Origin of the sequence: Agrilactobacillus composti DSM 18527 = JCM 14202, assembly GCF_001436375.1 — a bacterium.
Classification (GTDB): domain Bacteria; phylum Bacillota; class Bacilli; order Lactobacillales; family Lactobacillaceae; genus Agrilactobacillus; species Agrilactobacillus composti.
In genome coordinates, this window is the sequence record NZ_AZGA01000048.1 from 1 (window position 1) to 26,393 (window position 26,393).

The following is a 26,393-nucleotide window of genomic DNA, read 5'->3' on the forward strand; positions in this document are numbered from 1 at the left end:
GAACCGTACGTACGGTGGTGTGAGAGGTCGGCCTGTCAGGGCCTCCTACTCGATTTAATGAATGATCTTGACAAATTCAGCCACGTTTCGCCGCACATGATCGTGACCAGGGACGAGCGCTTTACCAACGGGCAGCATTAAAATACCTTGCCAAGTTTCGGAAATGGTCAGATAAGTTTTAATTTGTCGAAAATCAACGCCGCGCATGGGCGTAGCGTCATAGCCATAAGTGCGCAACACATGCATGAGATTCATGGCAAATAGGCCAACATCTAAGCGCAGACCTGGTGTTTGTTTGTCTTCAGGATGTAAGGTGAAGTATTGTTCAATGCGTTGTTTTTTCGCGGCGACCTGGTTTGGTAATAGCAACTGATGAGCTAAGCTAAATTGGATCAATGTTTGGGTATTATAAGCAGTCGGATCACCGAAAAGTAAAAAAACGGCAGCTGCTGTCCCGACTTGGGCTTGATTGGCAGCCATTTTTTGCAATAACTGTTGTTTGGTGTGATTTTTGACGACAACGACCCGCCAAGGTTGGGCGTTATTGTTGGAGGGGGCATTGGCCGCATGTTGTAAGATACTTTGGATGGTGGTGTCTGAAATGGTCATATTGGGATCAAAATGGCGAATGGATTCACGTTGATCTAAAAATTCTAAATATGTCATCAATTAGTCAGTCCTTCTTGATTGAAATAATATGTTTAATATAATAGAATGACGCTAAGAATCATAGTACGCACATTTTTGTAACCTGAAATAACATATGAAATGTAAAGAAGGCTAAAACGTGAAATTGACACCAGACTGGAATTGTGGCGTTGCCAAGGCCATGACTATTTTAGGTGGGAAGTGGCGCTTGAATATCATCTGGGCACTATCTAAGCAGGAACAAATTCGCTTTAACCAATTAAAACGGGATGTCAAAGGTATTACCAATGTGATGCTGACGCGCTCTTTAGATGCCTTAATCGCTGAGCAGTTAGTGGCCAGATATGATTTTCAAACCATACCACCCCGCGTGGCCTATGCGTTAACACCTAAGGGGCAGAGCTTGATTCCAATCGTCAAGAATTTAAACGCTTGGGGTCAGGCTAACTTGTGATTGATGCCACAAAAAAGATGGATTTTCAAGTAGAAAATCCATCTTGCGGTTGATGACTAACCAGGTAAAATTTGGGATTTAAATCGAAGCTAATTCCGGATCAATTACGTCGATGTTATTTAAACCACCATAAACGTTATACCATGGTGTTGCATATTTATTTAAAATTTCATTTAATTCGGATACATTTTGTTTACCTTGGGTATTCAACCATTGAATCAAGGCATCTTTACCACCGTCGGCATAAACTTGCACACCATCTAACCAGGTTGCCCGGCCACCTAAAATACCACTGTAGTTATTGCCAGATTCACCGGCAAAGGTCAATTCTTCACGGAAGGTTTCAGCAGGCACACCACCTGATAAGTAAATGAATGGCCGATCAACTAGGCTGTTCATATCTTTGAATGTCTTGGCAACTTCGGCTTGGGTATAAACAGGTTTTACGCCAGATTTAGTATGGCCCTCAACAAAGTCCCAGTTAACTGGGATTTCAGCTTTAATCACGTCGATGTGATATTTATCCTTGCTGAATTCTTTCATCGAATCCAAAACTAATTGTGGTTTTTCTTTGGCGAATTCGGCACTCTTGCTATCAGGAATTTTATCATCATAAGTGACAAATTCAACAAACAATGGAATGTCAGCTGCCAAACCTTCTTCACCTAGACGTTCCAAGAAGGCATGCTTGACATCATTAATTTCTGCAGGGTCATTTGGATTGTAATAGACTAATACTTTCGCAGCATCGGCACCTTTTTTGATCAGACGATCTAAAGATTCGTTTTGTAACAATTCTGGGAACCGGCCAACTGTATTGACGTCATAACCAGTCTGTTCATAAGACATAATTAAACCGGATTGTGGGTTCTTGGATTTCATACCTTTGAAGCCAAGTTCTTCATCCAGTAAAATACCGGAAACATACTTGGTTAACTCTTGGGAAACTAATTCCTTGAATTCATAGACCATATCGATGTTATAAGTCTTACCAGCTTTTTCAGCAGCTGCTTTCATGATGCGCTTCATGGAACCACGTTGATCAATTGCAAGTGCCGCAATGATACCTTTATCGTTTGATAATTTTTGCATTTTCTCAAACTTACCACGTGAAATGCGCTTCTTTGCCATGAGACTAATCCCTCCAAATAGAATAATTATCTTACAAATTCTATGTTAGTCTTCTAGGCCATAATCTTCAAATGATACAATGTATTTTTTGAAATTCTCATTGTATTATTATTTTTAGCAAAAATCTATGGACTTGCTTATCTTGAAACTTATCGATTATATATGCCATGATGTCAACTTATAATTAACTAGACCAGAAAATTTTCGGAAAAAGTGGCAATCAGCTATTTTTCTTGGTAAACTATTTCTTTGTGCATTATTAAATTTGGATTCAATTATTTGAATGAAATGAGGCAATCTAGTGAATATTTTAGTGGCACTTATCCCAGCTATTGCCTGGGGAAGTATTGGGTTAATTAGCGGTAAGCTAGGTGGTAACCCTTATCAACAAACCCTGGGCATGACCTTGGGTGCATTTGTTTTTAGTGTGGGTTTATTTTTAGTAGTCCGACCATACATTGATCTGAAGATTTTGATCGTGGGTTTATTATCAGGGATGCTTTGGGCTGTTGGGCAGGGTAATCAATTCCGAGCCATGACGAATATCGGTATCTCCAAAGCCGTCCCAATGTCCACGGGGATGCAGCTATTTTTCAACACCCTTGCTGGGGTATTGGTCTTTCATGAATGGCAAACCACCAAACAGATTTCTTTAGGCTCGATTGCATTAATTCTTTTAATCACCGGGGCAACTTTTACATCCTTACGGGATAAACATAGTGTTTATAATAAGGATTCCGACGGCACAGAATTTTCAAAAGGTCTAAGAGCCTTGATCATTTCTACGGCGGGATATCTTGGTTATACGGTTATCGTGAAGTGGGGCAATTTTTCAAATCCAGTTTCAATTATCTTGCCCCAATCGATTGGCATGGTGATTGGCGGCTTGATTTTAGCCCGCGGCCAGGGGAAAAATCCTTGGGCCAAACCGACCGCAAAAAATATTTTAACCGGGATCACTTGGGGGATAGGGAATGCAGCCATGTTTATTGCCATGAGTAAAGTTGGTTTGGCAATTAGTTATTCCTTAGCACAAACTGGGATTATTATTTCCACAATTGGCAGTATTGTCTTCTTAGGGGAGCACAAATCTAAGCGTGAATTGTTTTATACCGTGCTTGGCTGTTTGCTAGTTATTGCAGGCGGTGTTTCTTTAGGGTTTGTACAATAAATTAAGCAAAAGATTACATGCTTATGGCTTGCTTTTTTACATGAAAATAGTAAAGTCATTAGTGTAAGAAGTTTTTTGCTGGATAAAAAACAGGAGGTTTATTTGATGGCTCATATTTCATTTGATGACTCAAAATTAACACCATTTGTTCATGATAATGAACTTGGTGAAATCCAAGCGCTGGTAAATGCTGCGGATGAAGAATTACGGAAGGGAACTGGTGCCGGTAATGATTTTCGTGGTTTCATCGATTTACCTGTAGATTATGACAAAGACGAATTTGCACGCATTCAAAAAGCTGCAAAAAAAATTCAAGGTGACTCCGAAGTATTTGTGGCAATTGGTATTGGTGGTTCTTATTTAGGGGCCCGGGCTGCGATTGATTTCTTAGGTAGTTTCTTCTACAACTTTGCGCCCGATCGTAAAGTACCACAAGTATTCTTTGCTGGTAATTCCATTAGCCCAACATACTTACATGATCTGATTGAACAAATTGGCGATCGCGATTTCAGTTTAAACGTTATTTCTAAATCTGGGACTACGACCGAACCTGCTATTGCTTTTCGGATCTTAAAAGAAAAGTTGATTGCTAAATACGGTAAAGCAGAAGCTGCCAAACGTATTTATGTCACAACTGATAAAGCTAAAGGTGCTTTGAAGACAGAAGCTGATGCTGAAGGTTATGAAGAATTTGTTGTACCTGATGATATTGGCGGTCGTTTCTCTGTACTTTCTGCTGTTGGTTTGTTACCAATCGCTGCTGCCGGTGGCGATATCGATCAATTGATGAAGGGTGCTGCTGCAGCTCGTGCTGATTACACAGATACAGATGTGACGAAGAATGATGCCTATAAGTATGCGGCATTACGTAACATTTTGTATCGCAAAGGTTATGTGACAGAAATTCTTGAAAACTACGAACCATCCTTGCAATACTTTGGCGAATGGTGGAAACAATTGATGGGCGAATCTGAAGGTAAAGATCAAAAGGGGATTTACCCAACTTCAGCTAACTTCTCAACGGATTTACACTCATTAGGCCAATATATTCAAGAAGGCCGTCGCAACACGATGTTTGAAACTGTGGTTAAACTAGAAAAACCTAACCATGATTTAGAAATTCCTAAGGCTGAAAATGACTTAGATGGTTTAGGCTACTTGGAAGGTAAGACCATGGATTTTGTCAATACCAAGGCTTATCAAGGTGTTGTCTTAGCCCATACTGATGGTGGTGTGCCGGTCATGACTGTGAACATTCCTGATCGGACTGCCTTTACGTTAGGCTATACTATTTACTTCTTTGAAATGGCTGTTTCAATCTCTGGTTACTTAAATGGCATCAATCCATTCAACCAACCTGGTGTTGAAGCTTATAAGAAAAACATGTTTGGCTTGTTAGGCAAACCTGGGTTTGAAGCTTTAGGCAAAGAATTAAACGAACGGCTTTAATTTTAAATTGACGATACAAAATACCCAGTGGTCCTTGAAGGATCACCGGGTATTTTTCATGCTTTTTAATAGGATTTATGGTTTGACATCATTAACTTGACCGCCAGCAGTACGTTCTACTTTCATTTGGCTAATAGAGATGTAACCTAATTTCTTAACTAAGGTCTTTTGAACTGGACTTGATTGGACGTAATTAATAAATTTAGCAACTGGTGCTTTTGGTGAACCTTTGGTATACATGTGTTCATAAGACCAGATTGTCCATTTGTTAATTTTAACGTTGGCTTCAGTTGGTTTAACCCCATCAACACTTAAAGGTTGTAAATTATCTTTAAAGTAAGAGAAGGCTAAGTAACTGATGGCCCCAGGTGTGCTGGCAACCATTTTTTGAACCGTACCTGAAGAATCTTGTTCAGGCGCAGTGGCTGCTTTTTGTTTGTTTAAGCCCAGACTTTCAAACGTAGCCCGAGTCCCACTACCTTGGGCCCGGTTGATGATGACGATTGGCATATCTTTACCGCCAACGTCTTTCCAATTGGTAACTTTCTTGGTGAAGATATCGATTAATTGTTGCTTAGTGATGTTGGTGACGCCAGCTTCTTTATTAGCCACTGGTGCAATACCGACGACGGCAACTTTATGATCGACTAATTTATTGGGATCAATGCCATTTTGATCTTCGGCGAAAATATCACTATTCCCTACAGAAACGCTGCCTTCTGAAACTTGACTCAAGCCCGCGCCGGAACCGCCACCTTGTACAGTGATTTGTACTTGGCTATTGTCTTGTTGATACTGGGTAGAAGCTTGCTCCACCAGCGGCTGTAGTGCTGTGGAACCAACAACAGTAATTTTCGCAGTACCACTGGCTTTACTAGTGGTACTGGCACTCTTAGAACCGCTGCTGCAACCAGCCAATACAAACACGCCCACAAGACTGATCAACGGTAACAAAAATCTCTTTTTCATTTTTTAATCTTCCTTTCCAATAACGTACCTTTAGTGTAAGCAATTGATGTAAATATCTTGCGGTTACTATGTAAATGTTTCGTATCGTTTACGTAAATTTGCTTTCACATGGCCGCCGTTATTATTTTGAATTGAAATATGATACAATAAATTTTGTATGACTATGTTCGTACACTTATAGGGGAGCTTTGTGCTGAGAGGAAAGTAATCTGCTTTCGACCCTTCGACCTGATATGGGTAATGCCATCGTAGGAATTAATTCATGCAATTTAGTGAAGACCTAGGGTGGTTTTAACCTAGGTCTTTTTATTAATTTAATTGGAGGTTTTAAGATGAATGCAAGTGTTGCAATTCAAGTATTACCAATGAGTGAGGATACAACAAAAGTGTTACATATTGTGGATCAGGTCATTGAATATATTCAGGCCCAGGGCTTAACCTATCAAGTCAGTGCGTTTGAAACGACAATTGATGGTGACTATGACAAATTAATGCAAATCGTCACAGAAGTACCTAAGATTGCGGCTAAAGCTGGCGGTGATTCAATCATGACTTATGTCAAAATCAACTATCAAGCAAAAGGCGATGCGTTAACAATTGAAGATAAAACTAAAAAGTACGAGCATTAGCCTTTTACCATTAGCCGTTGTTATTTTAGTTTTGGCCCTATGGTATGTGGTGACCGCTACGGGGATTGTGCCCCGTTTCTTTTTACCCGGTCCTTTTGATGTGTTAGTGGCCTTTCAAGAAGACTTTGACCTATTGATGGCCAATATGTGGGTTACCTTAGTGGAAGCCTTCTGGGGGCTATTATTGGGGGTAATTTTAGGGGTGAGCATTGCCATTATTATGGAGCGCTTTGATTTATTATATCGGGCGATTTACCCGTTATTAGTGCTCAGCCAGACGATTCCAACCTATGCCATTGCACCAATTTTGATTTTATGGTTTGGCTATGGCATTTTACCAAAGGTCTTATTGATCATTGTCACCACATTCTTTCCAGTTGCGGTGGAAATGCTCACAGGTTTGCGCAGTGCTGACCAGGATTTGATTAAATTAATGCAAACCATGGGCTCTAATCGCCTGCAGATTTTGTGGTATGTGAAGCTGCCCGCTAGCTTGGAGCATTTTTTTGCTAGTCTCAGAATTTCTGTTTCCTATTCAATTATTGGCGCAGTTATTGCTGAGTGGGTTGGCGGTGATGCTGGACTAGGGGTTTACATGACACGGGTAATGAAGGTTTATGCTTATGACAAAATGTTTGCAGTGATCGTATTGATTTCATTAGTCAGTCTTTGCTTGATATTAGGCGTTGATTTATTACAGCGACTGACAATGCCGTGGAAAAGGGGAGAAAAAGCTTTATGAAGAAAAAATGGGGTTTGATCGCCATATTATTTAGCTTGGTTTTAGTATTATCAGCTTGTGGCAGTCAAAAAAGTAGTAACAACAACACTGCCAAAACTAAAACAATCACTTTGGCGTTAGATTATACGCCGAATACAAATCACACTGGTTTATATGTGGCTCAGGAAAAAGGTTATTTCAAGAAATATGGTCTAAAAGTTAAATTTATTCAACCGCCACAAAATGGTCCTGAAGGCTTAATTGGCGCTGGCAAAGCTCAGTTTGGGGTGTCTTATCAAGATACAATGGCTGGGGTGATCACGGGTAAGAATAAACAACCCATCACAGCTATTGCAGCGATACTGCAGCATAATACCTCAGGGATCATGTCCCGTAAGGCTGATAATATCACCAGCCCTAAAGCAATGACTGGCAAACGTTATTCAACCTGGGGCTTACCAATTGAACAAGCAATTATCAAAGAAGTTGTGAATCAAGATGGTGGTAATTATAAGGATGTCAAATTAGTCCCTAGCAATGTGACGGACGAAGTTGCTGGTCTGAAGTCTAAAAAGATTGATGATATTTGGGTGTACGAAGGCTGGGCCGTCCAAAATGCTAAAATTCAAAATTATCCCGTGAATTATTTTGCCTTCCGTAATATCAACTCAACCTTCGATTATTACACGCCAGTATTAGTGGGTAATAATGCGTATATGAAACAAAATCCTAAAGTCACCAAGGACTTTGTGAAGGCTGTTGCTGAAGGCTATACTTATGCGGCTAAGCATCCTCAAGCCGCAGCAACAATTTTAAAGAATGAAAATCCTGAATTAAAAAAAGGCAAGAGTGGCGAATTAGTCGATGTGTCGCAGAAATTCTTATCGACACAATATATTGCAGATGCGCCCAAGTTTGGCTATATTGATGCCACCCGGTGGAATAAGTTTTATAGTTGGTTGAACGCCAATAAATTAGTGAAGGGCCAGTTACAGGAGAATCAAGGGTTCACCAATAAATATCTCCCTGAGAAGGAATAAGGATGCTGTTACAAGTTGAACATGTGAGCAAATCATTTGATCAAAAGACAATTATTAAAGATATCAACTTACACGTGGCTCAAGGTGAAATTGTTAGTTTGCTGGGGATTTCTGGCTCTGGCAAAACCACGTTATTCAATATTATTGCTGGGTTGAGCCAGCCGGATAGTGGCAGTGTACTTTTGCAAGATCGATCTATCTTAAATCAACCCGGGCAAGTAAGTTACATGCTGCAAAAGGATTTGTTGATGCCTTATCGCACTGTGGCTAATAATGTCATCTTGCCATTATTGATTACTGGCATTAAAAAAAAGCACGCTTTAATCAAAGCAGCGCCCTTGTTTGCAGAATTTGGGTTAAGTGGCTATGAGGATAAATACCCGGCGGATTTATCCGGGGGGATGCGTCAGCGCGCAGCTTTATTACGGACCTATTTATTTGATAAGCCCTTAGCTCTGTTAGATGAGCCTTTTTCAGCATTAGATGCAATTACCAAGCGAGCTTTACACACCTGGTATTTGGATATCATGGCCAAGATTCATTTATCAACACTGCTGATCACCCATGATATTGATGAGGCGTTGGTTTTATCTAATCGGATTTATGTATTAGCTAATACACCAAGTGTGATCAGTGATGAGATTGCTATTCCCAAGGCACTTCATGATGCTAGTGAGTTTGAGTTATCTAATGAATTTTTACAGTTAAAACGGCGAATCATTGCAGATTTGCATATTTAAGCCGACGAAAAGAAGCTGAGAACAGCAATTGAATGCCGTTCTCAGCTTCTTTGTTGACTTTATTTTTCCTTTTGAAAAACAGAGTGACGATGACCGTATGAGAAGTAAACAATTAATCCCAAGACAAACCAAATGGCGAACACGGTCCAAGTGATAGGCCGTAATTTTAACATTAAGCCGATACATAATAAGAAGGACACAATCGGCAATACAGGATATAAAGGGACATGATAAGCTTTGGGCAACTTGTGGTAGTCAGGCAGACGTCTTAGAAAAATCACGCCAATGGAGACCATTGCAAAGGCAAATAGGGTACCAATATTAACAAGTTCTGCAATAATATCTAAAGGAATCAACATGGCCAAAGCGCTGGTGATAATCGCAAAGATCCAAGTGTTTTCTAAGGGTACATGATTTTTTAGATTTATTTTTGAAAAGACCTTGGGCAATAGGCCATCACGGCTGATGGCAAATAATAAACGCGTGCCCCCGTAAGACATCACCAGTAATACGGTGGTCATTCCCACCACGGCCCCTAACGAGACAATACCGGCTACCCAGTCTTGGTGAATTACTTTTAAAACAAAAGCTACGGGATCACCGACGTTTAGCTGACTATAATGAACGACACCCACCAATACGAAAGAAACAATAGCATATAACAAAGAAGCAATGATCAAAGAGGCAATGATCCCGATGGGCATAGTTTTTTGGGGATTTTTGACTTCTTCAGAGGCAGTGGACACTGCATCAAAGCCGATATAAGCATAAAATGCTAAGGAGGCCCCAGCAAAGATACCGGGTACGCCGAAGGGCATGAAGGGGTGATAGTTGCTAGCTTTAATGGAAAAAGCCGCCACGCCCACAAATAAAATGATGACAAAGATTTTAATGAACACCATGATGGTATTCAAGCGTGTGGACTCGCGCAAACCACCAGCCAATAATAAGCCAATTAAAAACGTGACGATCCCGGCAATTAGGTTGATGCCAAAACCGTGATGACCGGCCGTGCCAGTAGCTGCTGTTAGAAAATTTGGTAAGTGGAGATTAAAATTGGTTAATAGATTCTGGAAATAAGCTGACCAGCTCACAGCAACAGAAGCCACGGCAAAGAGGTACTCGGAAATCAAGGCCCAACCAACGATCCAAGCTGGCAATTCGCCAAAGACCATATAAACATAAGTATAGGCGCTACCAGATAAAGGAATAGCTGATGAAAATTCCGAATAACATAATGCCGACAAGGCACAAACTAAAGCTGCGACGATGTAAGATAAAATGACTGCTGGCCCAGCATAGCTGGCCGCGATGATACCAGGGGTGATAAAAATCCCCGCACCTACCACAGCACCTACCCCCATGGCCGTTAAGCCAACGGGGCCAATGGTTCGCTCTAAGGGACTGTTATGGATCAAGTCCAGATCAATAGGGCGTTTTTTAAACATATTTTTGAAATCCAATATTAGAACCCCTCTATAAAGTAGTTGATAAGTGAATAATTCATGAGAAACGCACTTAAAAATGATAAGATACAAAGAAGCTCTAGTCAAGGAAATTCTAACATCGCCTGTGATGTCATTAAATTTAAAAAACAAAAGCTGGATGAAAAATGTCACATTTACCATCAAGTTTGTGGAACTAAGTCACGATGTTTATCAAAAAAAGTGAGCCATTAAAAAATGACCTTGAATTCATAATTTATTTTGAATTCAAGGTCATTTTTTAATTATTCAGCTACATACGTTGTCTATCTTCTAGTTTAATTGTACTGCTTTGTTTAGCAAACCCTTCAGTTTCTGAAACAACATATAAAGGCCGCGCTCGGGATTGAACAAAAATACGACCAATGTAATTACCTAGGATACCGATGGCTAATAAAACAAAGCCACCAATCAGCGTGGTCAAGCACATAATCTCCACACCCAGGCCAAAGCCAGTAATTATGCCGTAGATGAAACTGACAAAAGCCCCAATCAACAAGACACTACCCAGCCACTGGGCTAGCTTTAAAGGTACCATTGAAAAAGAAACTAAGCCATCGGTGGCTAATTTTAGCATTTTAGATAAAGGATATTTCGTTTCACCGGCAATGCGTTCTTGACGATCATAACGCACGGCAGCTTGTTTGAAGCCTACCCAACTCACCATGCCCCGGACGAAGGGATCTGTTTCGGGCATGCGTTTTAAAACGTCAACCACCCGCCGATCCATCAGGCGAAAGTCGCCGGTATCCAGGGGAATATTGATACTGGTCACATCGCCCAGCAGACGATAGAAGGCCCCAGCTGTAGCCTTTTTGAAAAAAGTTTCTCCTTCACGATGCAGGCGCTGACCATAAACCACATCATAGCCATGGTGCCACTTGCTGATCATTGACGGAATAATACTGGGAGGATCTTGTAAATCGGCGTCCATCACGACGACTGCATCTCCACTGGTGTAATGAATGCCAGCTGAAATCGCCAGTTGGTGGCCAAAATTTCTTGAGAAATTAACGAGTTTGATTTCTGGTCGTTCAACGACGGCTTCTTTAATAATCTTTTCCGTTTTATCGGTGGAGCCGTCATTGACGAAAATTAATTCATAATCCTCGGGTCGATTCTGACAGTAATTGAGGAGGACATCAATTGTTTTTTGAATGCCAGGTTCTTCGTTATACACTGGCAAAACAATAGAAATAAGTTCTCTATCCATGAACACGCGTCCTTTCTATATGAATATCAAAAATTTGCAATTATTGATTGCTCTTTTTAATGGCACTTGTTAGGTCATAAATCGTTTGATTTTGACCACCGAAGCCGCCAAAACCACCGAAATCACCTTGTCGTGTTGTACCTCGTGTTTTAGCAGTGGCATTATTCGGCATGCTTGGCCGAGCGGTTCTATTGCCTGCCGCAGCGCCATTTGGCCCACCAGTTGTTGTTGGTTTTTGTGGGGCGGTTGTACCGGGATTGTTAGCAGTCGTTTTTGAACTTGCGGTTTTTGATGTCGTTGTCGTTGAACTACTACCAGAAATATTTAATTTTTTACCATATTTTTCAACCCATTTGGTAATAGCTGTAGAACTGCCTTTACCGGAACTGAGATAGTATTTAACTTCACCTTTAGCTACCAATGCCTTAAATTGTTTTAAGGTGAGGGATGGATCAGTGCCATTGAAACCGCCAATAGCCATCACCGCTTTACCAGTTTTGATAATCACTGAAGCTGCCGCACTGGTATCTGGTGCTGCAAACAGGTATTTCGCATTACCCTGGTGCTTCAATAGGTAATTTAGGGTGGTTGTGCTCAAACCTTGGCCATCCATACCACCGCCATTACCCATACCACCACCTGATTGGTTGAGTAAATCGGGTCCGGCAGTGGGGATCTGGGCGGATTCAGATGCTAACGTTGGGGTCAAAGACCACCAACCGGGTGCTAATAACAAAGCTACTAGACCGACGATGCTAATTGGTTTCAACTGTTTTTTAGCTTTGAAGCCAAAAGCCAAAATTGTTAGTAATACCCCAGCAACTGCTAAAAGCCAAGTCAACCAAAGGTAATATGTCGCGACATAATAAGCTTGTAGTGCTAAGGTGCTTAGGAACGCTAGTGGTAATAAATAGGTTCGCCAGTTTTTTAAACTTAGAGATTTGAATTGCTTAAAGCCAGTATAGGCCCCAATCCCAACCAAGGCGGCAATTGGAGGTGCCAGCATAATTGTATAATAAGGATGGAAGAAAGAAGCTACAGAGAAGAAGGCAAAAACAGGGACACCCCAGCCAATCCAATAGAGCAATTCTTTTTGTTGTTGGGTTAACTGATACCAGCGTTTCTTCCGATCAATATAATATGCAAATGCACTGATAAAACCGATAATTGCAAAAGGCAAAAGCCAACTAATTTGGCGACCCAAAGATGTTTGAAAGAGGCGCGTAATTCCGGCAGTGCCAATATCAAAGGCACCACCGCCAGCGCCGCCGCCCATGCCACGATTTCTACCGCCCATACCAGTTGGGGCTTTACCTGTAGCTTTACCGCCGGCACCTGTTGGCATTTTGCCACCAGGCGCACCAGTTGGCGCTTTGCCAGTGCCGCCAGGCATTGCTTGATTTGTACCAGTCTTAGTTTTTGTGGTTGTTTTATTATTGCCCATGCCTGGGAAACGACCACCGGTACCTGTTGATTGTCCTAATAGCCGTTGGGTCCCATTATAACCAAAGGCGAGCTCCATCACGGAATTGGTCTGGGAACTGCCGATGTAAGGCCGTTTGCTGGCACTGGTACTATCGACGCTAACTGGCCAAATTAAGGTGAAGACCGCTAGGACTGCCATGGCAACCATTAGCCAACCTGCACGCTTGGGCCATTTTTTCTTAGCGGCTATCCAGTAATATAACAACATTGCTGGGACGACCATGTAGGCCTGGAGCATTTTGACATTAAAGGCGATCCCAATTAAAGCAAAACTGATGAATAAATATCGTAACTTGGCTTTATCCACAGATTTTTGCAGGAACCAACCTGCTAATAGTAAGAAGAAAATTAAGGTGGCGTCCATGTTATTGGTTCTAGAATCAGCTACGGCAATTGGGGTTAATACCATGACTAAAGCTGCCAAACGGCCAGGAATAACGCCAAACTTGGGAGCAATCATTTTGTAGATTAAATAAACAGAACCGACCCCAAAAAGTACTGAAGGCAACACAATGCTCCAACCATGCAGCCCAAATATTTTTGCCGAGATTGCCATAAACCATAAGGCTACCGGCGGCTTATCCACGGTAATAAATCCAGCTGGATCAAAAGCGGCATACCAAAAATTATGCCAACTCATGGTCATACTTTTGATAGCAGCGGTATAGTAAGTATTTGCCGTACCGGCGTTCCAAGTATTCCAACCATAAAGAAATAATGCCAAGAGTAAAATTAAGATAAGATAGATATCCACGCGTCTATTTTTCTTTGTCAATACAGTCACTTCCTTAAATAGCTAAGTCCCAAATCGCGGTCTTAACTAATTGATAGCTCAAGTTTAGAAGGCCAAGCATAAATAAACCTTAAAAATCTTCAAGGTTCATAAAAGCTTCATGGTTTTGACAAAATTATGTTATTAACTGTTAAAATAGGTATACAATAAATCAAAAAAATATGAAGGAATTTAATAATGGAGACTCAACCAAATATTTTAGTTGTCGAAGATGATCAAGAGTTAGCTTACAATATCAAACGGTTTATTGATTTTGCGGACGTTCAAACGGTTTTTGATGGCTTAGTGGGGCTCAGCCAAGCGCAAACGAATATTTATGATTTGCTTATTTTAGATTTAATGTTGCCTAACAAAAATGGGCTCGACATTTTAAAAGAATTGCGGCAAAACTTTGTCACGACACCAGTATTAATTCTAACTGCCAAGGATACCCTAACGGATAAGTTAAAAGGATTTGAGCTGGGTGCAGATGATTATCTGACCAAGCCATTTCACCGGGAAGAATTATTAGCAAGGGTTAAGGCCTTGTTAAAACGCAATGGTTTATTGTTAGGCAGTGACCGGCTGCAAGTTGGGGACTTACGCCTAGATATCACTAAACATCAAGTTCAGATTCAGACCAAGCTGGTCAACTTAAATGCGAAGGAATTCGACATTTTAGTATATTTAATTCAAAATAAGAACGCAATTATTACCAAAGCCCAATTATTTGATCGCATCTGGGGTTTTGATTCCACCACGGCACTGACAGTTGTGGAAGTCTATATGAGTAATTTGCGCAAAAAAATAAGTTTAGCCACTGGTTTTGAAATCAAAACCTTAAGGAATGTGGGGTATTTATTAAAAGTTGAAAGTGAAAACAAATAGTCCTGCCAAAAAGCAACGGTTACTGCTCTTTATCAGTGAGTTGGTAAGTTTTACCGTCATCTTCTTAATTCTTGGATTAGTGATTTTTTATCTATTTAGAAGTAATGTTTATCGCAATATTGATACAACGCTGGACCAAGAAGAGGCAATGGTGTTGCACCCGCCTAATAAGACCGAGCCTCTACAACCATTACCGCAAAATCGACGGCGTCAACCGCCGATGCTAGCTAGTCAACCTTTTAAATCAATTCAGCTCACTTATAATGCGCAAGGAAAAATTGTGAATGACCATAATTTAGGTCAGCGTAATTATGAGTATTTGAAAAATTTGAAGCTGAATAAACACCAAGTCGATCAAAAACAAACCTTGCAAACGAATGGCGGAACTTTTCGGACCTTACTCGTGCAATTGCCGAAAAATAGTGACCGTTATGCTGAAGCCGGTCGCTACGTTTTGATTTTGCAAAACATCGACGGGGAACTACAATCCGTTAATGCTTTTGTCAAGGCATTAGTGATTACGATTGCAATTTTTTGGTTATTAGCCCTAGGTTTTAGTTATGGGTTATCTTATTGGTCTATGCAACCCATCTTAAAAGCTTGGCAGCGGCAGCGGGAATTTACGGCAGATGCGGCCCATGAATTGCGAGCACCATTGGCCGTGATTCAAAGCCAACAAGAATATTTGCTAACTAAACCAGATAAAAATGTTCTTGAGGTGGCGGATGAAATTGCTGAGACACTGAATGAAATTAAACGACTGCAGACATTAACTGATAATTTATTGTTACTAGCGCGGACCGATGCCGAACAGCTCGCTATCCAGCAACAACCTATCACAGAGATGACTTGGTTAGAAACGCTGTGCAAAACTTATCAAGAAATTGCCACCAGTCAACAAAAATCCTTCACCTATGACATCCAAACTCAAGTTGATTTAAACATTGATGTGAAAATGATCAAACAACTTGTGATTATCCTACTAAATAATGCCCTGCAATATACCCAAACCCATGAAAGCATTTGGTTAACTGCAGAGCATTATGATAATTATTTTAGGATTGAAGTTGCCGATTCTGGTTTAGATATTGCAGATAGTGACAAACCACTGATATTCCAGCGATTCTATCGGGCCGATGCCGCTCGCAACAAATACACAGGTGGTAATGGGCTAGGTCTCACAATTGCCCGATGGATCGTCAAACAGCATCGCGGCAGCATTAAAGTCCGAAATATCCATCCCAAAGGGGCTAGTTTTGTCATCTCATTACCTTGGGGCAATACTAATCGTCCGAAGCGATGAGTTCACCAGCATGAGGGCCAGGGTCTAAGATATAGATTTTTTCGATAGTAATAACACCGGCTGCTTTTGGTGCTGGTAATTTGTTTGCAGTCCCAAAAGCTTGAGCCTGTTCAAAATAAGGACCGTCTGTATAAAGTTTAGCTGGGCCGGCAAAACGGAAACCCTTAAGTTCTGCCTTGTTGGCGACCGCCACAATTGCCTTGCCATTATTGGCGATGTTATGCATGGTTTGGCGACCAGTCATTTCGTTATAAATCAGGTGATTATCATCTAAGACCCGCATGGACATTTTGGGACCAACATCGGGTTGGCCGTCCTCATTAACTGTTGCAATATAAGCTAAATTACCACCAATCATTGCCTTCATAGCATCTGTTAAATTAGCCATAAAATCAACTTCCTTTCAAATTGTCACTGTAAAGATACCTGTAAACCTTATAAAAAGTCAAAGATTTTGACTCTTCTAACTTTTCAAGTCCAGTATACCCCTTAATGGCAGTTTACTGTAAAAATCATACTTCTGACTGATACATTCCTTGCCAGGGTAGCGTAAAGTATAGTTATTCGCTACCGTAAACCATTCGGGACATTGAATGGAGGTTTTATGATGAAATACAGGATTTTATTGAATACGGAAACACAGATCTTTACAGTCATTAGTACCTTGGATGCCAGTACCACTGGTAAGGGACAGACGATTCAAGAAGCAATTCAAAATATGAAGACCAAAGTGTTAGTTTAAAATAAACATTGTGTGCCGTATAAATATTGCCAAAACCAAGTCTAATATACTGGACTTGGTTTTTTGTTTGTGAAAAGGTTAGGGAACTCCCTACAAATCAGTTAGCGGGACACTTTAAAATTAATTTTAATTGGGTTTATGCTAAGATTGAACTGATAATAATTATTATCTAGCAATTAGCTATTATTTTTTAGTAAGCGCTTACTCAAACGGAGGTGTCTCATGATTCAACCAGAAATAATTGAAGAACTTCGCCAAATCGTTGGGCCACAAAACATTCAGACTGATGCTACAGATATTTATACCTATGGTTATGATGCCAGTCCTGAATATTATCATGAGCCAGATGTGGTCATTGCCCCAGCTAACAAAGCCGAAATTATTGAAGTATTAGCCATTTGCCGCCGAGAACAGCTACCAATTGTAGCTCGGGGCAGCGGGTCTAATTTAAGTGGCGGCACCGTACCGATTGCCGGCGGGATTGTCATGACCTTTACGCGCATGAATCAAATTTTGGAATTTGACCAGCAAAATTTAACCTTAACTGTGGAGCCGGGTGTTATTACCAAGGCGATTAATCAATATACCGCCTCAGCAGGCTTATTTTTCCCGCCAGATCCTGGATCCATGCAAATTTCCACCATTGGCGGTAATATCAGTGAAAACTCAGGTGGCCTGCGGGCATTGAAGTACGGGGTCACTAAAGACTATGTATTAGGTCTTGAGGTCGTTTTAGCCAACGGGATGGTGGTAGAAACTGGCGGTAAATTAACTAAAGATGTTGCCGGTTTGGACTTAACACAATTGATGGTAGGTTCAGAAGGGACTTTAGGGATCATCACCAAGGCTATTTTAAAGTTAATGCCTATTCCTGAAGCTAATAAAACTATGATTGCCACATACCGATCCATGGAAGCGGCTGCTCAATCGGTCAGTGATATTATTGCCGCGAAAATCATTCCGGCGACAATGGAATTTTTAGACCAAGTGACCATTAAAGCCGTGGAGGACTTTGCCCATGTGGGGCTGCCAACGGAAGCAGCTGCCATGTTATTGATTCAACAAGATGGGCACCCCCGAGAAATCGATGCTGACATTGCCACGATTGAAAAAATATGTCGTCAAGGTGACGCTATTGATGTTCAGGTGGCTAAAGATGAAGCAGAAGGGGCTAAACTCATGGCAGCTCGGCGGACGGCACTATCGGCTTTGGCGCGGGTAAAACCGACGACAGTCCTGGAAGATGCCACGGTACCCCGTTCTGAAATTGCGCCTTTGGTGAAATTCATTAATGATACTGCCAAAAAATATAAGCTATATATCGGTACTTTTGGTCATGCTGGGGATGGTAATATGCATCCTACTTGTCTGACCGACCTGCGGGACAAAGATGAAATGAAACGAGTCCACTTAGCTTTTGACGAAATTTATCGCAAGACCATTGAACTGGGCGGGACGGTGACCGGTGAACATGGTGTGGGTTTGGCAAAATTAGCTTATTTACCTTGGAAATTAGGTGCCAGTGGTATGTGGGCCGATGCGGCGATTAAGGCGGCCTTAGATCCGGATAATATTTTGAACCCGCAAAAGTTGTATGGTAGAAGTGAGGTGGCTGTTCATGACTAAACGTAGTAGTGATCACGAAATTCAACAGGCTTTTGATACCCAAATGAATCGGGACAAATTATTGCAATGCATGCGCTGTGGTTTTTGTTTATCCACCTGTCCTACCTACATTGCATCCGGTTTTAAAGAGTCCCATTCACCTCGAGGACGCATTGCGTTAATGCTAGCTGTCGCCAATGGGCAAAAAGAGCCCGATGAAGACTTCTACCGGACAATTGAGACCTGTCTGGATTGTCGTGCCTGTGAAGCAGTATGTCCGTCAGGGGTTCAATATGGGGAGTTAATTGAGACGGCCAAACAAATATTGATTGATCATCATAAACAAGGTGTGAAGGAAAAAGTTATTCGATCACTAACTGTTCGGGGATTATTCCCACATCCCGGACGTTTAAACTTCATGGCAGATTTTGTCACTTTTTATCAACGTTCAGGGCTACAAAAATTAACTCACTTGTTGCATATTATGAGCTTATTTCCAGCAAGTTTACGGGCAATGGAGGCAGTTTTACCGGATGTACGTGCTTATAAGAAGCCTGTGGATATTCGGCCTTTTGCAGCCGATTTTCCAGAGAAAAAAACCTATCGTGTGGCCTTTTTTGAAGGCTGTTTAATGGGTTCTATGTTCCAACATGTGAATAGCACGTCAAAAGTCTTATTACAATTAGCTGGCTGTGACGTGATCTCACCAGCTAAGCAGATTTGCTGTGGCGCTTTATCCGACCATAGTGGTGAAAAAGCGCTGGCCAGAGAAATGGCTAAGAAAAATATCGCTGTCTTTGAAGCTGAAAAAATTGATTTTATTGTCAATAATGCTGGTGGTTGTGAAGCTGAATTATTAGAATATCCCCGCCTATTAGCAGATGATCCAGAGTGGGTGCCACGGGCCAAGGCCTTTTCTGCTAAGGTTAAAGATGTGACCCAAATTTTAACATTGACGGGCTTTGATCAATTAGCCTTACAAATGCCACCAACGAAAATCACCTATCAAGATTCTTGTCATCAGCAAAACGTTTTTGGCGTCGCCCAAGAACCACGTCAATTGCTACAAGCAATTCAAGGTGTGACGCTGATAGAAATGGAAGAACGGGTAGGCTGCTGTGGCTCTGGCGGTATTTACAACATGGTAGAACCAACTGCAGCTAACCATATTTTAGATTTAAAGATGGCTAAGATTACAGCTCTGTCAGGTGTGCAACGGATCATCACCGCTAACCCTGGCTGCTTTATGCAGATGCGCTTAGGCGTCAAGCGTGCAGGTATTGATGAGCAGGTTCAGGTGCAATCAATTACAGACTTTTTATTAGATGCCGTGAATTACACCCGTACCCAAAATCAACAGGCTATTATTGCTGTACAAAATTCTTGATGAAAAAGGCGCCGTGACCGAATTGATCACAGCGCCTTTTAGTTAGCTACCAGAAAAAATTAAGGTATTACGCCCGGTGATGCTGAAGATATAAAGCACTAATACGAGCCCATTAATCAAAAAAGATACAAAAATAATGGCAAATCTGATGGTAAAAGGCCGGGCATGACCGTCATAATCATAAAAGCGCCCAAAGCGTCGACCTTTATAAGTGATAACCAATACCAAGGTAATAATTACAATAAGTGCTTGAAAAAAGATGCCCATGACGCGCAGACTAAGGGTTGGAATTTGTAGTTGCAGATAATAAGCCCCTAAAGCTATTAAATCTAAAACGATACTAATTAAGCTCACCAAAATCACCTCAAAACCATAATATTTTATTGATTATCTCAATTACTAGTTTAAAACACAAGGTTTGTGACAAAAGTGCAAGGTAATATGGGGCAAACCAAACAGGGCAGCAATCATAGTGGTATGAATTGATAATTGGGACCGGCTAAAACACTTACAGATGGTCTTTTTTTAATTCACGGATTTGTTGACTCAGTTCTTGATTTTCTCGTTCGAGAGATTCTAGTTTCTTAATAATCTGATCATATTTACTATCTTCATGGGTATCCGTGAAGTAAGTTGTAATTGAACTCGTCAGCATACCAATGAAGCCGATGCCGACAAACATAAGCAAGACCGCTGCAAGTTTACCTATTAGCGTATGAGGACTGATATCACCATAGCCTACAGTTGTTGCTGTTGCGACTGCCCACCACAGTGCTTGAGACAAAGGTACTGATTCTGCTAAAGCGTAAAGAACAGATGAAATAAGTAACAGTACAATGCTGATGTATATAAGATAGATTAAGCCATTATGTTTTAAAAATTTAGCACTGTTTTTTTGAAGTTTACCCATAAGACCAATCAGACGGGCAAAGCGAAAAACTCGAGCAATTCTCACAATTCGAAATATACGGGATAATCTGAAAAAATAAAATATTGTGCTAAAAGGAATAATAGCAAGTAAATCAAAAATATGAGTTTTAATAAACTCTATTTTATTTTTGGATGTAAACAGATGGCCAAAGTAATCTAATGTAAAAATAATTAGAATGCTATTATCGATCCATAAATACGGTACACGGTTAATATTGATAGTGTTAGAGAAATCGGCCACAACCATAATAACTGAAATTAAAGCTAATAGAGAAATAAATATAGTATAAATCTTATTAAATGTATTCAAAATAAAAGCACCCCAAAATATTTTTTTGCTAATAATTTTGATTTTAAAAAACATAATTAAAGATGGGTATCTTGTTAATGATATGCAAAGTGACTCCCGTAAAAATAGACATCATTCGTTGCGACAAAAACGTTATTATTGGAATTATACTCCAAAGTTGTCAATTAACAATCTACGAAAAAAAGGAGCCCCTAGATTACAGAAATTTCGAATCTAAGGGCTCCTTGTAGGTTAATAAAAAAGTATTAATTTTATAACTGTTTAAGCTGCCGCCAATTGATCCAGTGGCTCAGATTGACCTTCAGCTTTTGCTACGAAGTCTCTGATATGCTGTTGATAAGCCAAAACAGCATTGTTGGCTGAGGCATGGCCCCCCACGTTACCATCTAATAGCCAGAGTTCTTTGAGACTAGCAGCACTGTTATTATAAAGTGCTGTTGTTTGGGTACTTGGAATAAAACCATCGTCTGTTGTTGAGATGAATAATGTCGGTACCTTGGAATTTTTGACCGCAGTAATACCTGAAATGTCATCTACCGTATTGCCTTGGAAAAAATGATTGATTGCACTTAGCGATGTTAAAACTTTATTGAATGGCAGTAGCGGAATTTGGCCGTTTAGATTAATTCCAACCATAGAAGTAAGGTCATTTAAAGTCTTAGCGGCATCTTGATAAATGGAATAAGCCAAAGAAGGCATTGTGGAATAGCCACAATCAGCAATAACCGCCTTTACAGAAGTGGATAAACCAGGAACTGAAGCGGCTTCAAGGGCGGTGTCTGCCCCCATGGATTGACCATACAAAATGACTTTGCTATTGGGTCCATTCTCAGCATCCACTTTTTTGATCCATTCTTGCCAGTCATATTTGTCTTTAGCACCATAGGTGATAAAATTACCATCGCTGGTGTTTTGGCCGCGCGTATACGTGATTAAGACGTTATAACCCATATCGTAGAATACTTTGGAAATATAGCCCATCCAATCAGGGTCAGTAGTCCAACCTTGACCATAAATAACGGTACTGGTTGAATCATTATTCTTGATATAGGTTGCCCGGGCACTTTTAGATGTATCATCATAAAAAGGGACGGACCAAGTTTCTTTAGGGACTTGATTGTCATACCAGTCTTTGGCTTCGGTATAAAACGTTTTTGAATACTCAGGGTTATATTTGTCATCAAGACCAGTCCACATTTGATCAATATTATAGCGATCTGGTGAGAGTAATGTACGGAAATCAGACATTAACTGTGCCACTCTAGTGAAAACAAAAGGATAAACTACGGCGGCACCAGAAAAGCTGGTAATATCTGTTATCAAATTACTAATAATACCGTTGATTGTTGGATGGATGGTCTGATCCGTAGACTGATTTACAGATGAAGTCGTGAGGCTATTATTTTGGCTTGACGGACTGATCGTGGTAGTATTGGCGGAATTAGATGTAGTCTGTGAATGATTGATTTGATCGTTGATTACTTCTTCATCTGCCTTGGTCGTGGTCGTTGGTGTTGTATCAGCTGGCTGGGTTTCTACCTGTTCCGGATCGTTGCCGTCGGGCTTGGTTGCTATGGCACTGTTGGGTGTTTTACCAGGTATTATGGTTTCCGGTGTATCAGTTGATGGGCTTGGTTGAGACTGATCAGTCGTTACATCATCTGGGGGTGTGTCAGTTGTCGTTGTGGACGGATGATCAGGGGTGGTTGTTTGAACAATTTGCTGAGTTGATTGTGTTGTATTTGTAGTTTTAATTGGAGATGTGTCCGTTGAAATGGCTATGTCAGCTGATTGATTATCGGTTAGTGGCGCTGATCTAGGTGCTGTTGTTGACAAACTTGTCTTAGCTTGGCTTGTAGCCAAGCCAAGGTTTTGCTGATTTGTAGCGGTTGCTGAAGGAACAGGCTGCTGTTGACGGGTGGTTTGAATTTGTACTGTCGCATCAATGTTACTGGTGGCGGCCTGTACAGAACTTGGTTCATTGCAAAAAATAAAGGGTAAAAAGATTGCCAAAATAGTGCCTAAGATTGCTGATGAATTATGTAGGGGCAGTTGTCTCATAGCTTCCTCCAAATTATTGTTTTTTTTATATAGCTATTACAAAGGTGCAGTAGTTATTGAGAATGATATCGTGTAAATCAAATGAACTTTTACGTATTTTGATGTTGAGCGGCCAAAAATATGGAATTTATACCCGAATAATTATAACATATCAATTCATGGGTTTGAGATTATGGTACTAAAAAACATCTTCTCGTATTGAGAAGATGTCCAGGTTAGAAATTGGGTAAGCAGGGCGAAACGCCTACTTCACTATTTTGCTATCCGAGTTAGGGAGTACATACTTAAAAATTGATATATTAGAAAATTTACCCGCAATCTTGCTTTTTTATTTATTCGTGACTGCTGTATAAATATCCATTGTCGTTTGAAAGTCCCGTGCCCTAGTTGGGCCTGGACTTCCTTGATAGACAACCCACTCTCAAAGCCCAGGGTAGCGTAGGTATGCCGAAAACCATTATATGGATTGTGCGGACGTTGTAAAAAAACCTTATGCTTGAGTCCGTGCTTAAACCAGTTGTTGATACTGCTCAATCTAAGCGTCATAAACCTATTAAAAAGTAAGATGAGTGGGTCTGACGTAGTTTGGGGATGCAATGTTAGTTTTAAGTTCCTCGGCGGCAATGGCCACGGTCTTTTTGGTGCAGAGGGTGAAATTTGGTATAGCAAATCGAGAAAAGCCACAAAAATTGACAATGTCATTGATGATTATCCTCATATTTATTATCAATATCTATACGCAGAGCTCATGAAAATGGTGGAACAGGCTAATTTTCCGCTACAAACAACAATTGCCTGGCATTAACAATCATGGTATTCGAGGTGAGAAAATATTGAAACAAAGTGAACGTGCCGCATTAGAAATTTTAAAGGCAGCTTTTACAGATCCGGATTTGGAAAGCTATGTTTTTACCATCCAAGATTGTTTTGCCGATGAGACTGACCAACTTGCTAAAGATAACCCCAAATTAGAGGACTACTTAAATGACATTATTCCTGAATTTACAGAAGCATACGATAACCGGCAACCGGTTACCTGACTAGCGACATTGCAAAAAATTATAGAAATTGCTGAGGCTTTAATCGTGACGGAATAATTTTGATTGTTATCTAGGCTACTGCCAGTTGCGTCAATGGCTTAGTTCGATCGATAACTGGCGTTAAAAAGTCTTTGATATGTTGCTGATAGGCTAAAACGGCATTATTGGCCGTCGCATGGCCGCCTACTTTGCCATCTAATAACCAGAGTACTTTGTCGCGGGCCATACTGTTTTTGTATAGCGCTGCTGTTTCAGTACAGGGAATAAAGCCGTCGTCTGTTGTTGAGATGAATAATGTGGGTACTTTGGAATTTTTCACCGCAGTGATACCTGAACAATCATCCACCGTGTTACCCTGGAAGAAGTGATTGATGGCACTGAATGCTGTCAAAACTTTATTGAATGGCAACAGCGGAATTTGGCCATTTAAATTAATACCAATTTTTGTAGTGAGCTTATTTAGCGTATTAGCTGCACGCTCATAAAGTGAATAAGCTAGTGCAGGCATTGTTGAAAAACTACAATCCGCAACAACTGCCTTTACCGAAGGCGATAACTTTGGCACCGCAGCAGTTTCAAGGACAGTAGCTGCCCCCATGGATTGACCATAGAGGACAACTTTACTAGTCGGACCATTTTTGGCATCAACTTTTTTGATCCATTCTTGCCAGTCATATTTGTCTTTCGTACCAAAGGTGATGAAATTACCATCGCTAATATATTGCCCGCGGCTGTAAGTGATTAAGACATTGTAGCCCAGGTCGTAAAATACTTTGGAAATGTAGCCCATCCACTCAGGTTCGGTGGTCCAGCCTTGACCATAGATGACGGTTTTAGTTGAGTCATTATGTTTAAGATAAGTTGCGCGGACGCTTTTAGAAGTATCATCGTAAAAGGGGACTGCCCAGGTTTCTTTAGGAACTTGATGGTCATACCAATTTTTGGCTTCAGTATAAAATGTCTTTGAATATTCGGGGTTATATTTTTGATCAAGATTAGACCATATTTGATTGATATTGGTGCCATTGGAGGATAACAGTGCCCGAAAATCACCCACTAATTTTGAGGCCCTTGTAAAAGCAAAGGGATAAATAGCTGCTGCACCTGAAAAACTAGTGATATCTGTTATCAAATTGCCAATCAGGCCATTGATTTTTGGACGAATTGTTTGGTCCATAGACTGGTTAATAGCTGATAAAGTGAGCGTGTCGTTTGAGTCGGCTGTACTAGATATGACCGTATTAACGTGATCAGGTGTATTTTGCAAATCATGGGCTTGGTCAACAGGTACTTCTTGGCCATCTTTCGCTGTTGCAACAGTTGTTTTGGTTGTTGTCTGTTCAAGAGCATCGTTGTTCTTAGATTTTGTAGTTAATGCGTCCTTCGTTGTTTTGTCAGATGCTGTGGCCGTGGTGGTGTCAGTTGGCTGGTATTGATCAGAAACTGGATCATTTTGAGACGTGGCAGTAGCAGTGGCTGTGCTGTCGGTTGTTGGCACCAGGGGCTGTTTGGCTGGTGCTGTTTTGTTGGTATGAGGTTGGGTTGTATTTGCCAAAACAGGTGTCGCGGTTGGTTCACCGGTGGCTTGGCCGTTCGCCAGTGGCGCTGATTCTACCGATGTTGCTGCTACTGGCTCACGTTGAGCGGGCATTGTCTTAAGGCTTGGCTGATTTGACGTTGTTGTCCCAGTAACTGGTGGTTGCGGGGTTTGAATTTGCATGGTCGCTGCAATATTTTCAGTAGCGGCCTGTACAGAATTTGGTGCATTGAAAAAAATAAAAGGCAATAGGATTGCCAAAATGGTACCTAAGATTGCTGCTGAATTATGTAGTGGCAGTCTTTTCATAGTTTCCTCCAAGTTATTTTTTGTTCAGTGAATAAAATGGTACAAAATGCAATATATATTATAAATGGGTATCCTGCAGCGCAAACAAGCCTTAAACGGTATGATGTTTAAGCACCACAAAACACGCCAGAGTTTTCAATAGACTGACTTTTTGGCATAAAAAAATAGGCATGACTATTCATGCCTATCACTAATCATTCACGCTTACAAAGTTAGCCAGCATAATTTGATTCAATAATCTTACGCCGTACACGCTCTGTAGTGTTGAAAACCGGTGAAGCCTTGAAAACTGAAAGCTTTGATTTACCAACATTTCTGTGAACTATTTGGAACGCCTGAATTTATAAATTGGGTAAGTAGGGCTTAACGCCTACT

The 26,393-nt window shown here is 40.8% G+C and carries 24 protein-coding genes, 1 pseudogene and 1 riboswitch; of the genes and pseudogenes, 13 read left to right on the forward strand and 12 right to left on the reverse strand.

Features of this window, described 5'->3' with window-relative positions; translation table 11 throughout:
• Positions 1 to 54: 54 nt before the first annotated feature.
• On the reverse strand, positions 55 to 666 hold the full coding sequence (locus FC83_RS07605) for a nitroreductase family protein (protein WP_420805628.1): 612 nt from the start codon (positions 664 to 666) through the stop codon (positions 55 to 57).
• A 121-nt stretch (positions 667 to 787) separates the two neighbouring features.
• On the opposite strand from FC83_RS07605, the gene FC83_RS07610 reads away from it, so the two are divergent.
• Positions 788 to 1,102 (forward strand): winged helix-turn-helix transcriptional regulator, encoded by a 315-nt coding sequence (locus FC83_RS07610; protein ID WP_420805626.1) that lies wholly within the window; start codon positions 788 to 790, stop codon positions 1,100 to 1,102.
• Between the two features lie 78 nt (positions 1,103 to 1,180).
• Here FC83_RS07610 and FC83_RS07615 read toward each other — a convergent pair whose 3' ends face one another.
• A complete protein-coding gene (locus FC83_RS07615) occupies positions 1,181 to 2,233 on the reverse strand; it encodes a tagatose 1,6-diphosphate aldolase (RefSeq protein WP_035455545.1) in 1,053 nt (350 codons plus the stop codon).
• Positions 2,234 to 2,534: 301 nt separating this feature from the next.
• On the opposite strand from FC83_RS07615, the gene FC83_RS07620 reads away from it, so the two are divergent.
• Positions 2,535 to 3,404, forward strand: coding sequence for a GRP family sugar transporter (locus FC83_RS07620; protein WP_057002592.1), 870 nt, complete (start codon positions 2,535 to 2,537; stop codon positions 3,402 to 3,404).
• A 105-nt stretch (positions 3,405 to 3,509) separates the two neighbouring features.
• On the forward strand, positions 3,510 to 4,853 hold the full coding sequence (locus FC83_RS07625) for a glucose-6-phosphate isomerase (protein ID WP_035455542.1): 1,344 nt from the start codon (positions 3,510 to 3,512) through the stop codon (positions 4,851 to 4,853).
• A 75-nt stretch (positions 4,854 to 4,928) separates the two neighbouring features.
• Here FC83_RS07625 and FC83_RS07630 read toward each other — a convergent pair whose 3' ends face one another.
• The gene (locus tag FC83_RS07630; RefSeq protein WP_035455539.1) at positions 4,929 to 5,822 is read right to left on the reverse strand and encodes a phosphate ABC transporter substrate-binding protein PstS family protein; all 894 of its coding nucleotides are present in this window, start codon (positions 5,820 to 5,822) and stop codon (positions 4,929 to 4,931) included.
• Between the two features lie 169 nt (positions 5,823 to 5,991).
• Positions 5,992 to 6,094: riboswitch (TPP riboswitch) on the forward strand.
• A gap of 60 nt (positions 6,095 to 6,154) precedes the next feature.
• On the opposite strand from FC83_RS07630, the gene FC83_RS07635 reads away from it, so the two are divergent.
• From FC83_RS07635 to FC83_RS07650, 4 genes are read left to right on the forward strand one after another with little or no spacing between them, the layout of a single operon-like run.
• The gene (locus FC83_RS07635; protein ID WP_035455536.1) at positions 6,155 to 6,451 is read left to right on the forward strand and encodes a thiamine-binding protein; all 297 of its coding nucleotides are present in this window, start codon (positions 6,155 to 6,157) and stop codon (positions 6,449 to 6,451) included.
• Entirely contained in the window at positions 6,420 to 7,193 is a 774-nt protein-coding gene (locus FC83_RS07640) for an ABC transporter permease (protein ID WP_035455534.1), read from the forward strand. Before FC83_RS07635 ends, FC83_RS07640 begins: the two co-directional genes overlap by 32 nt.
• The gene (locus FC83_RS07645) at positions 7,190 to 8,212 is read left to right on the forward strand and encodes an ABC transporter substrate-binding protein (protein WP_057002593.1); all 1,023 of its coding nucleotides are present in this window, start codon (positions 7,190 to 7,192) and stop codon (positions 8,210 to 8,212) included. Before FC83_RS07640 ends, FC83_RS07645 begins: the two co-directional genes overlap by 4 nt.
• Positions 8,213 to 8,214: 2 nt before the next feature.
• On the forward strand, positions 8,215 to 8,952 hold the full coding sequence (locus FC83_RS07650; protein ID WP_035455532.1) for an ABC transporter ATP-binding protein: 738 nt from the start codon (positions 8,215 to 8,217) through the stop codon (positions 8,950 to 8,952).
• Between the two features lie 59 nt (positions 8,953 to 9,011).
• Here the strand turns inward: FC83_RS07650 and FC83_RS07655 are convergent, their stop codons facing one another.
• The 3 genes from FC83_RS07655 to FC83_RS07665 all read right to left on the reverse strand — a co-directional run bounded on the left by FC83_RS07655 (position 9,012) and on the right by FC83_RS07665 (position 13,909).
• Entirely contained in the window at positions 9,012 to 10,400 is a 1,389-nt protein-coding gene (locus FC83_RS07655) for an amino acid permease (RefSeq protein WP_057002598.1), read from the reverse strand.
• A gap of 289 nt (positions 10,401 to 10,689) precedes the next feature.
• Positions 10,690 to 11,649: a glycosyltransferase family 2 protein gene (locus FC83_RS07660; RefSeq protein ID WP_035455530.1), complete on the reverse strand. Its 960-nt coding sequence runs from the start codon at positions 11,647 to 11,649 to the stop codon at positions 10,690 to 10,692.
• Positions 11,650 to 11,689: 40 nt separating this feature from the next.
• A complete protein-coding gene (locus tag FC83_RS07665) occupies positions 11,690 to 13,909 on the reverse strand; it encodes a glycosyltransferase family 39 protein (RefSeq protein WP_081763197.1) in 2,220 nt (739 codons plus the stop codon).
• Positions 13,910 to 14,104: 195 nt separating this feature from the next.
• Between FC83_RS07665 and FC83_RS07670 the strand changes: the two genes are divergently transcribed.
• Complete coding sequence (locus tag FC83_RS07670; protein WP_057002594.1) at positions 14,105 to 14,794, forward strand: response regulator transcription factor; 690 nt, start codon at positions 14,105 to 14,107, stop codon at positions 14,792 to 14,794.
• Entirely contained in the window at positions 14,781 to 16,097 is a 1,317-nt protein-coding gene (locus tag FC83_RS07675; RefSeq protein WP_035455549.1) for a sensor histidine kinase, read from the forward strand. Before FC83_RS07670 ends, FC83_RS07675 begins: the two co-directional genes overlap by 14 nt.
• Here the strand turns inward: FC83_RS07675 and FC83_RS07680 are convergent.
• Positions 16,078 to 16,485 (reverse strand): pyridoxamine 5'-phosphate oxidase family protein, encoded by a 408-nt coding sequence (locus FC83_RS07680; RefSeq protein WP_035455527.1) that lies wholly within the window; start codon positions 16,483 to 16,485, stop codon positions 16,078 to 16,080. The two genes, FC83_RS07675 and FC83_RS07680, sit on opposite strands and share 20 nt — an antisense overlap.
• 216 nt (positions 16,486 to 16,701) lie before the next feature.
• Here FC83_RS07680 and FC83_RS17310 point away from each other — a divergent pair, with 216 nt between their 5' ends.
• From FC83_RS17310 to FC83_RS07690, 3 genes are all read left to right on the forward strand, one after another.
• Positions 16,702 to 16,839, forward strand: coding sequence for a hypothetical protein (locus FC83_RS17310; RefSeq protein ID WP_156405578.1), 138 nt, complete (start codon positions 16,702 to 16,704; stop codon positions 16,837 to 16,839).
• 222 nt (positions 16,840 to 17,061) lie between these two features.
• Positions 17,062 to 18,465 carry an FAD-linked oxidase C-terminal domain-containing protein gene (locus FC83_RS07685; protein WP_035455525.1) on the forward strand — a complete coding sequence of 468 codons (1,404 nt, stop codon included), beginning with the start codon at positions 17,062 to 17,064 and terminating at the stop codon, positions 18,463 to 18,465.
• Positions 18,458 to 19,831, forward strand: coding sequence for a (Fe-S)-binding protein (locus FC83_RS07690; protein WP_035455522.1), 1,374 nt, complete (start codon positions 18,458 to 18,460; stop codon positions 19,829 to 19,831). Before FC83_RS07685 ends, FC83_RS07690 begins: the two co-directional genes overlap by 8 nt.
• 42 nt (positions 19,832 to 19,873) lie before the next feature.
• Here FC83_RS07690 and FC83_RS07695 read toward each other — a convergent pair whose 3' ends face one another.
• The 4 genes and pseudogenes from FC83_RS07695 to FC83_RS17410 all read right to left on the reverse strand — a co-directional run.
• A complete protein-coding gene (locus FC83_RS07695; RefSeq protein ID WP_035455519.1) occupies positions 19,874 to 20,185 on the reverse strand; it encodes a hypothetical protein in 312 nt (103 codons plus the stop codon).
• 154 nt (positions 20,186 to 20,339) lie between these two features.
• Positions 20,340 to 21,071 carry an ion transporter gene (locus FC83_RS07700; RefSeq protein ID WP_420805627.1) on the reverse strand — a complete coding sequence of 244 codons (732 nt, stop codon included), beginning with the start codon at positions 21,069 to 21,071 and terminating at the stop codon, positions 20,340 to 20,342.
• Positions 21,072 to 21,332: 261 nt separating this feature from the next.
• On the reverse strand, positions 21,333 to 23,132 hold the full coding sequence (locus FC83_RS07705) for an alpha/beta hydrolase (RefSeq protein WP_057002595.1): 1,800 nt from the start codon (positions 23,130 to 23,132) through the stop codon (positions 21,333 to 21,335).
• Positions 23,133 to 23,460: 328 nt separating this feature from the next.
• A pseudogene (locus FC83_RS17410) lies at positions 23,461 to 23,591 on the reverse strand (tyrosine-type recombinase/integrase); the annotation flags it as partial.
• Positions 23,592 to 23,965: 374 nt separating this feature from the next.
• On the opposite strand from FC83_RS17410, the gene FC83_RS07715 reads away from it, so the two are divergent.
• Positions 23,966 to 24,172: a hypothetical protein gene (locus tag FC83_RS07715; protein ID WP_035455513.1), complete on the forward strand. Its 207-nt coding sequence runs from the start codon at positions 23,966 to 23,968 to the stop codon at positions 24,170 to 24,172.
• 70 nt (positions 24,173 to 24,242) lie between these two features.
• Here the strand turns inward: FC83_RS07715 and FC83_RS07720 are convergent, their stop codons facing one another.
• Positions 24,243 to 26,018: an alpha/beta hydrolase gene (locus FC83_RS07720; RefSeq protein WP_057002597.1), complete on the reverse strand. Its 1,776-nt coding sequence runs from the start codon at positions 26,016 to 26,018 to the stop codon at positions 24,243 to 24,245.
• Positions 26,019 to 26,393 lie beyond the last annotated feature (375 nt).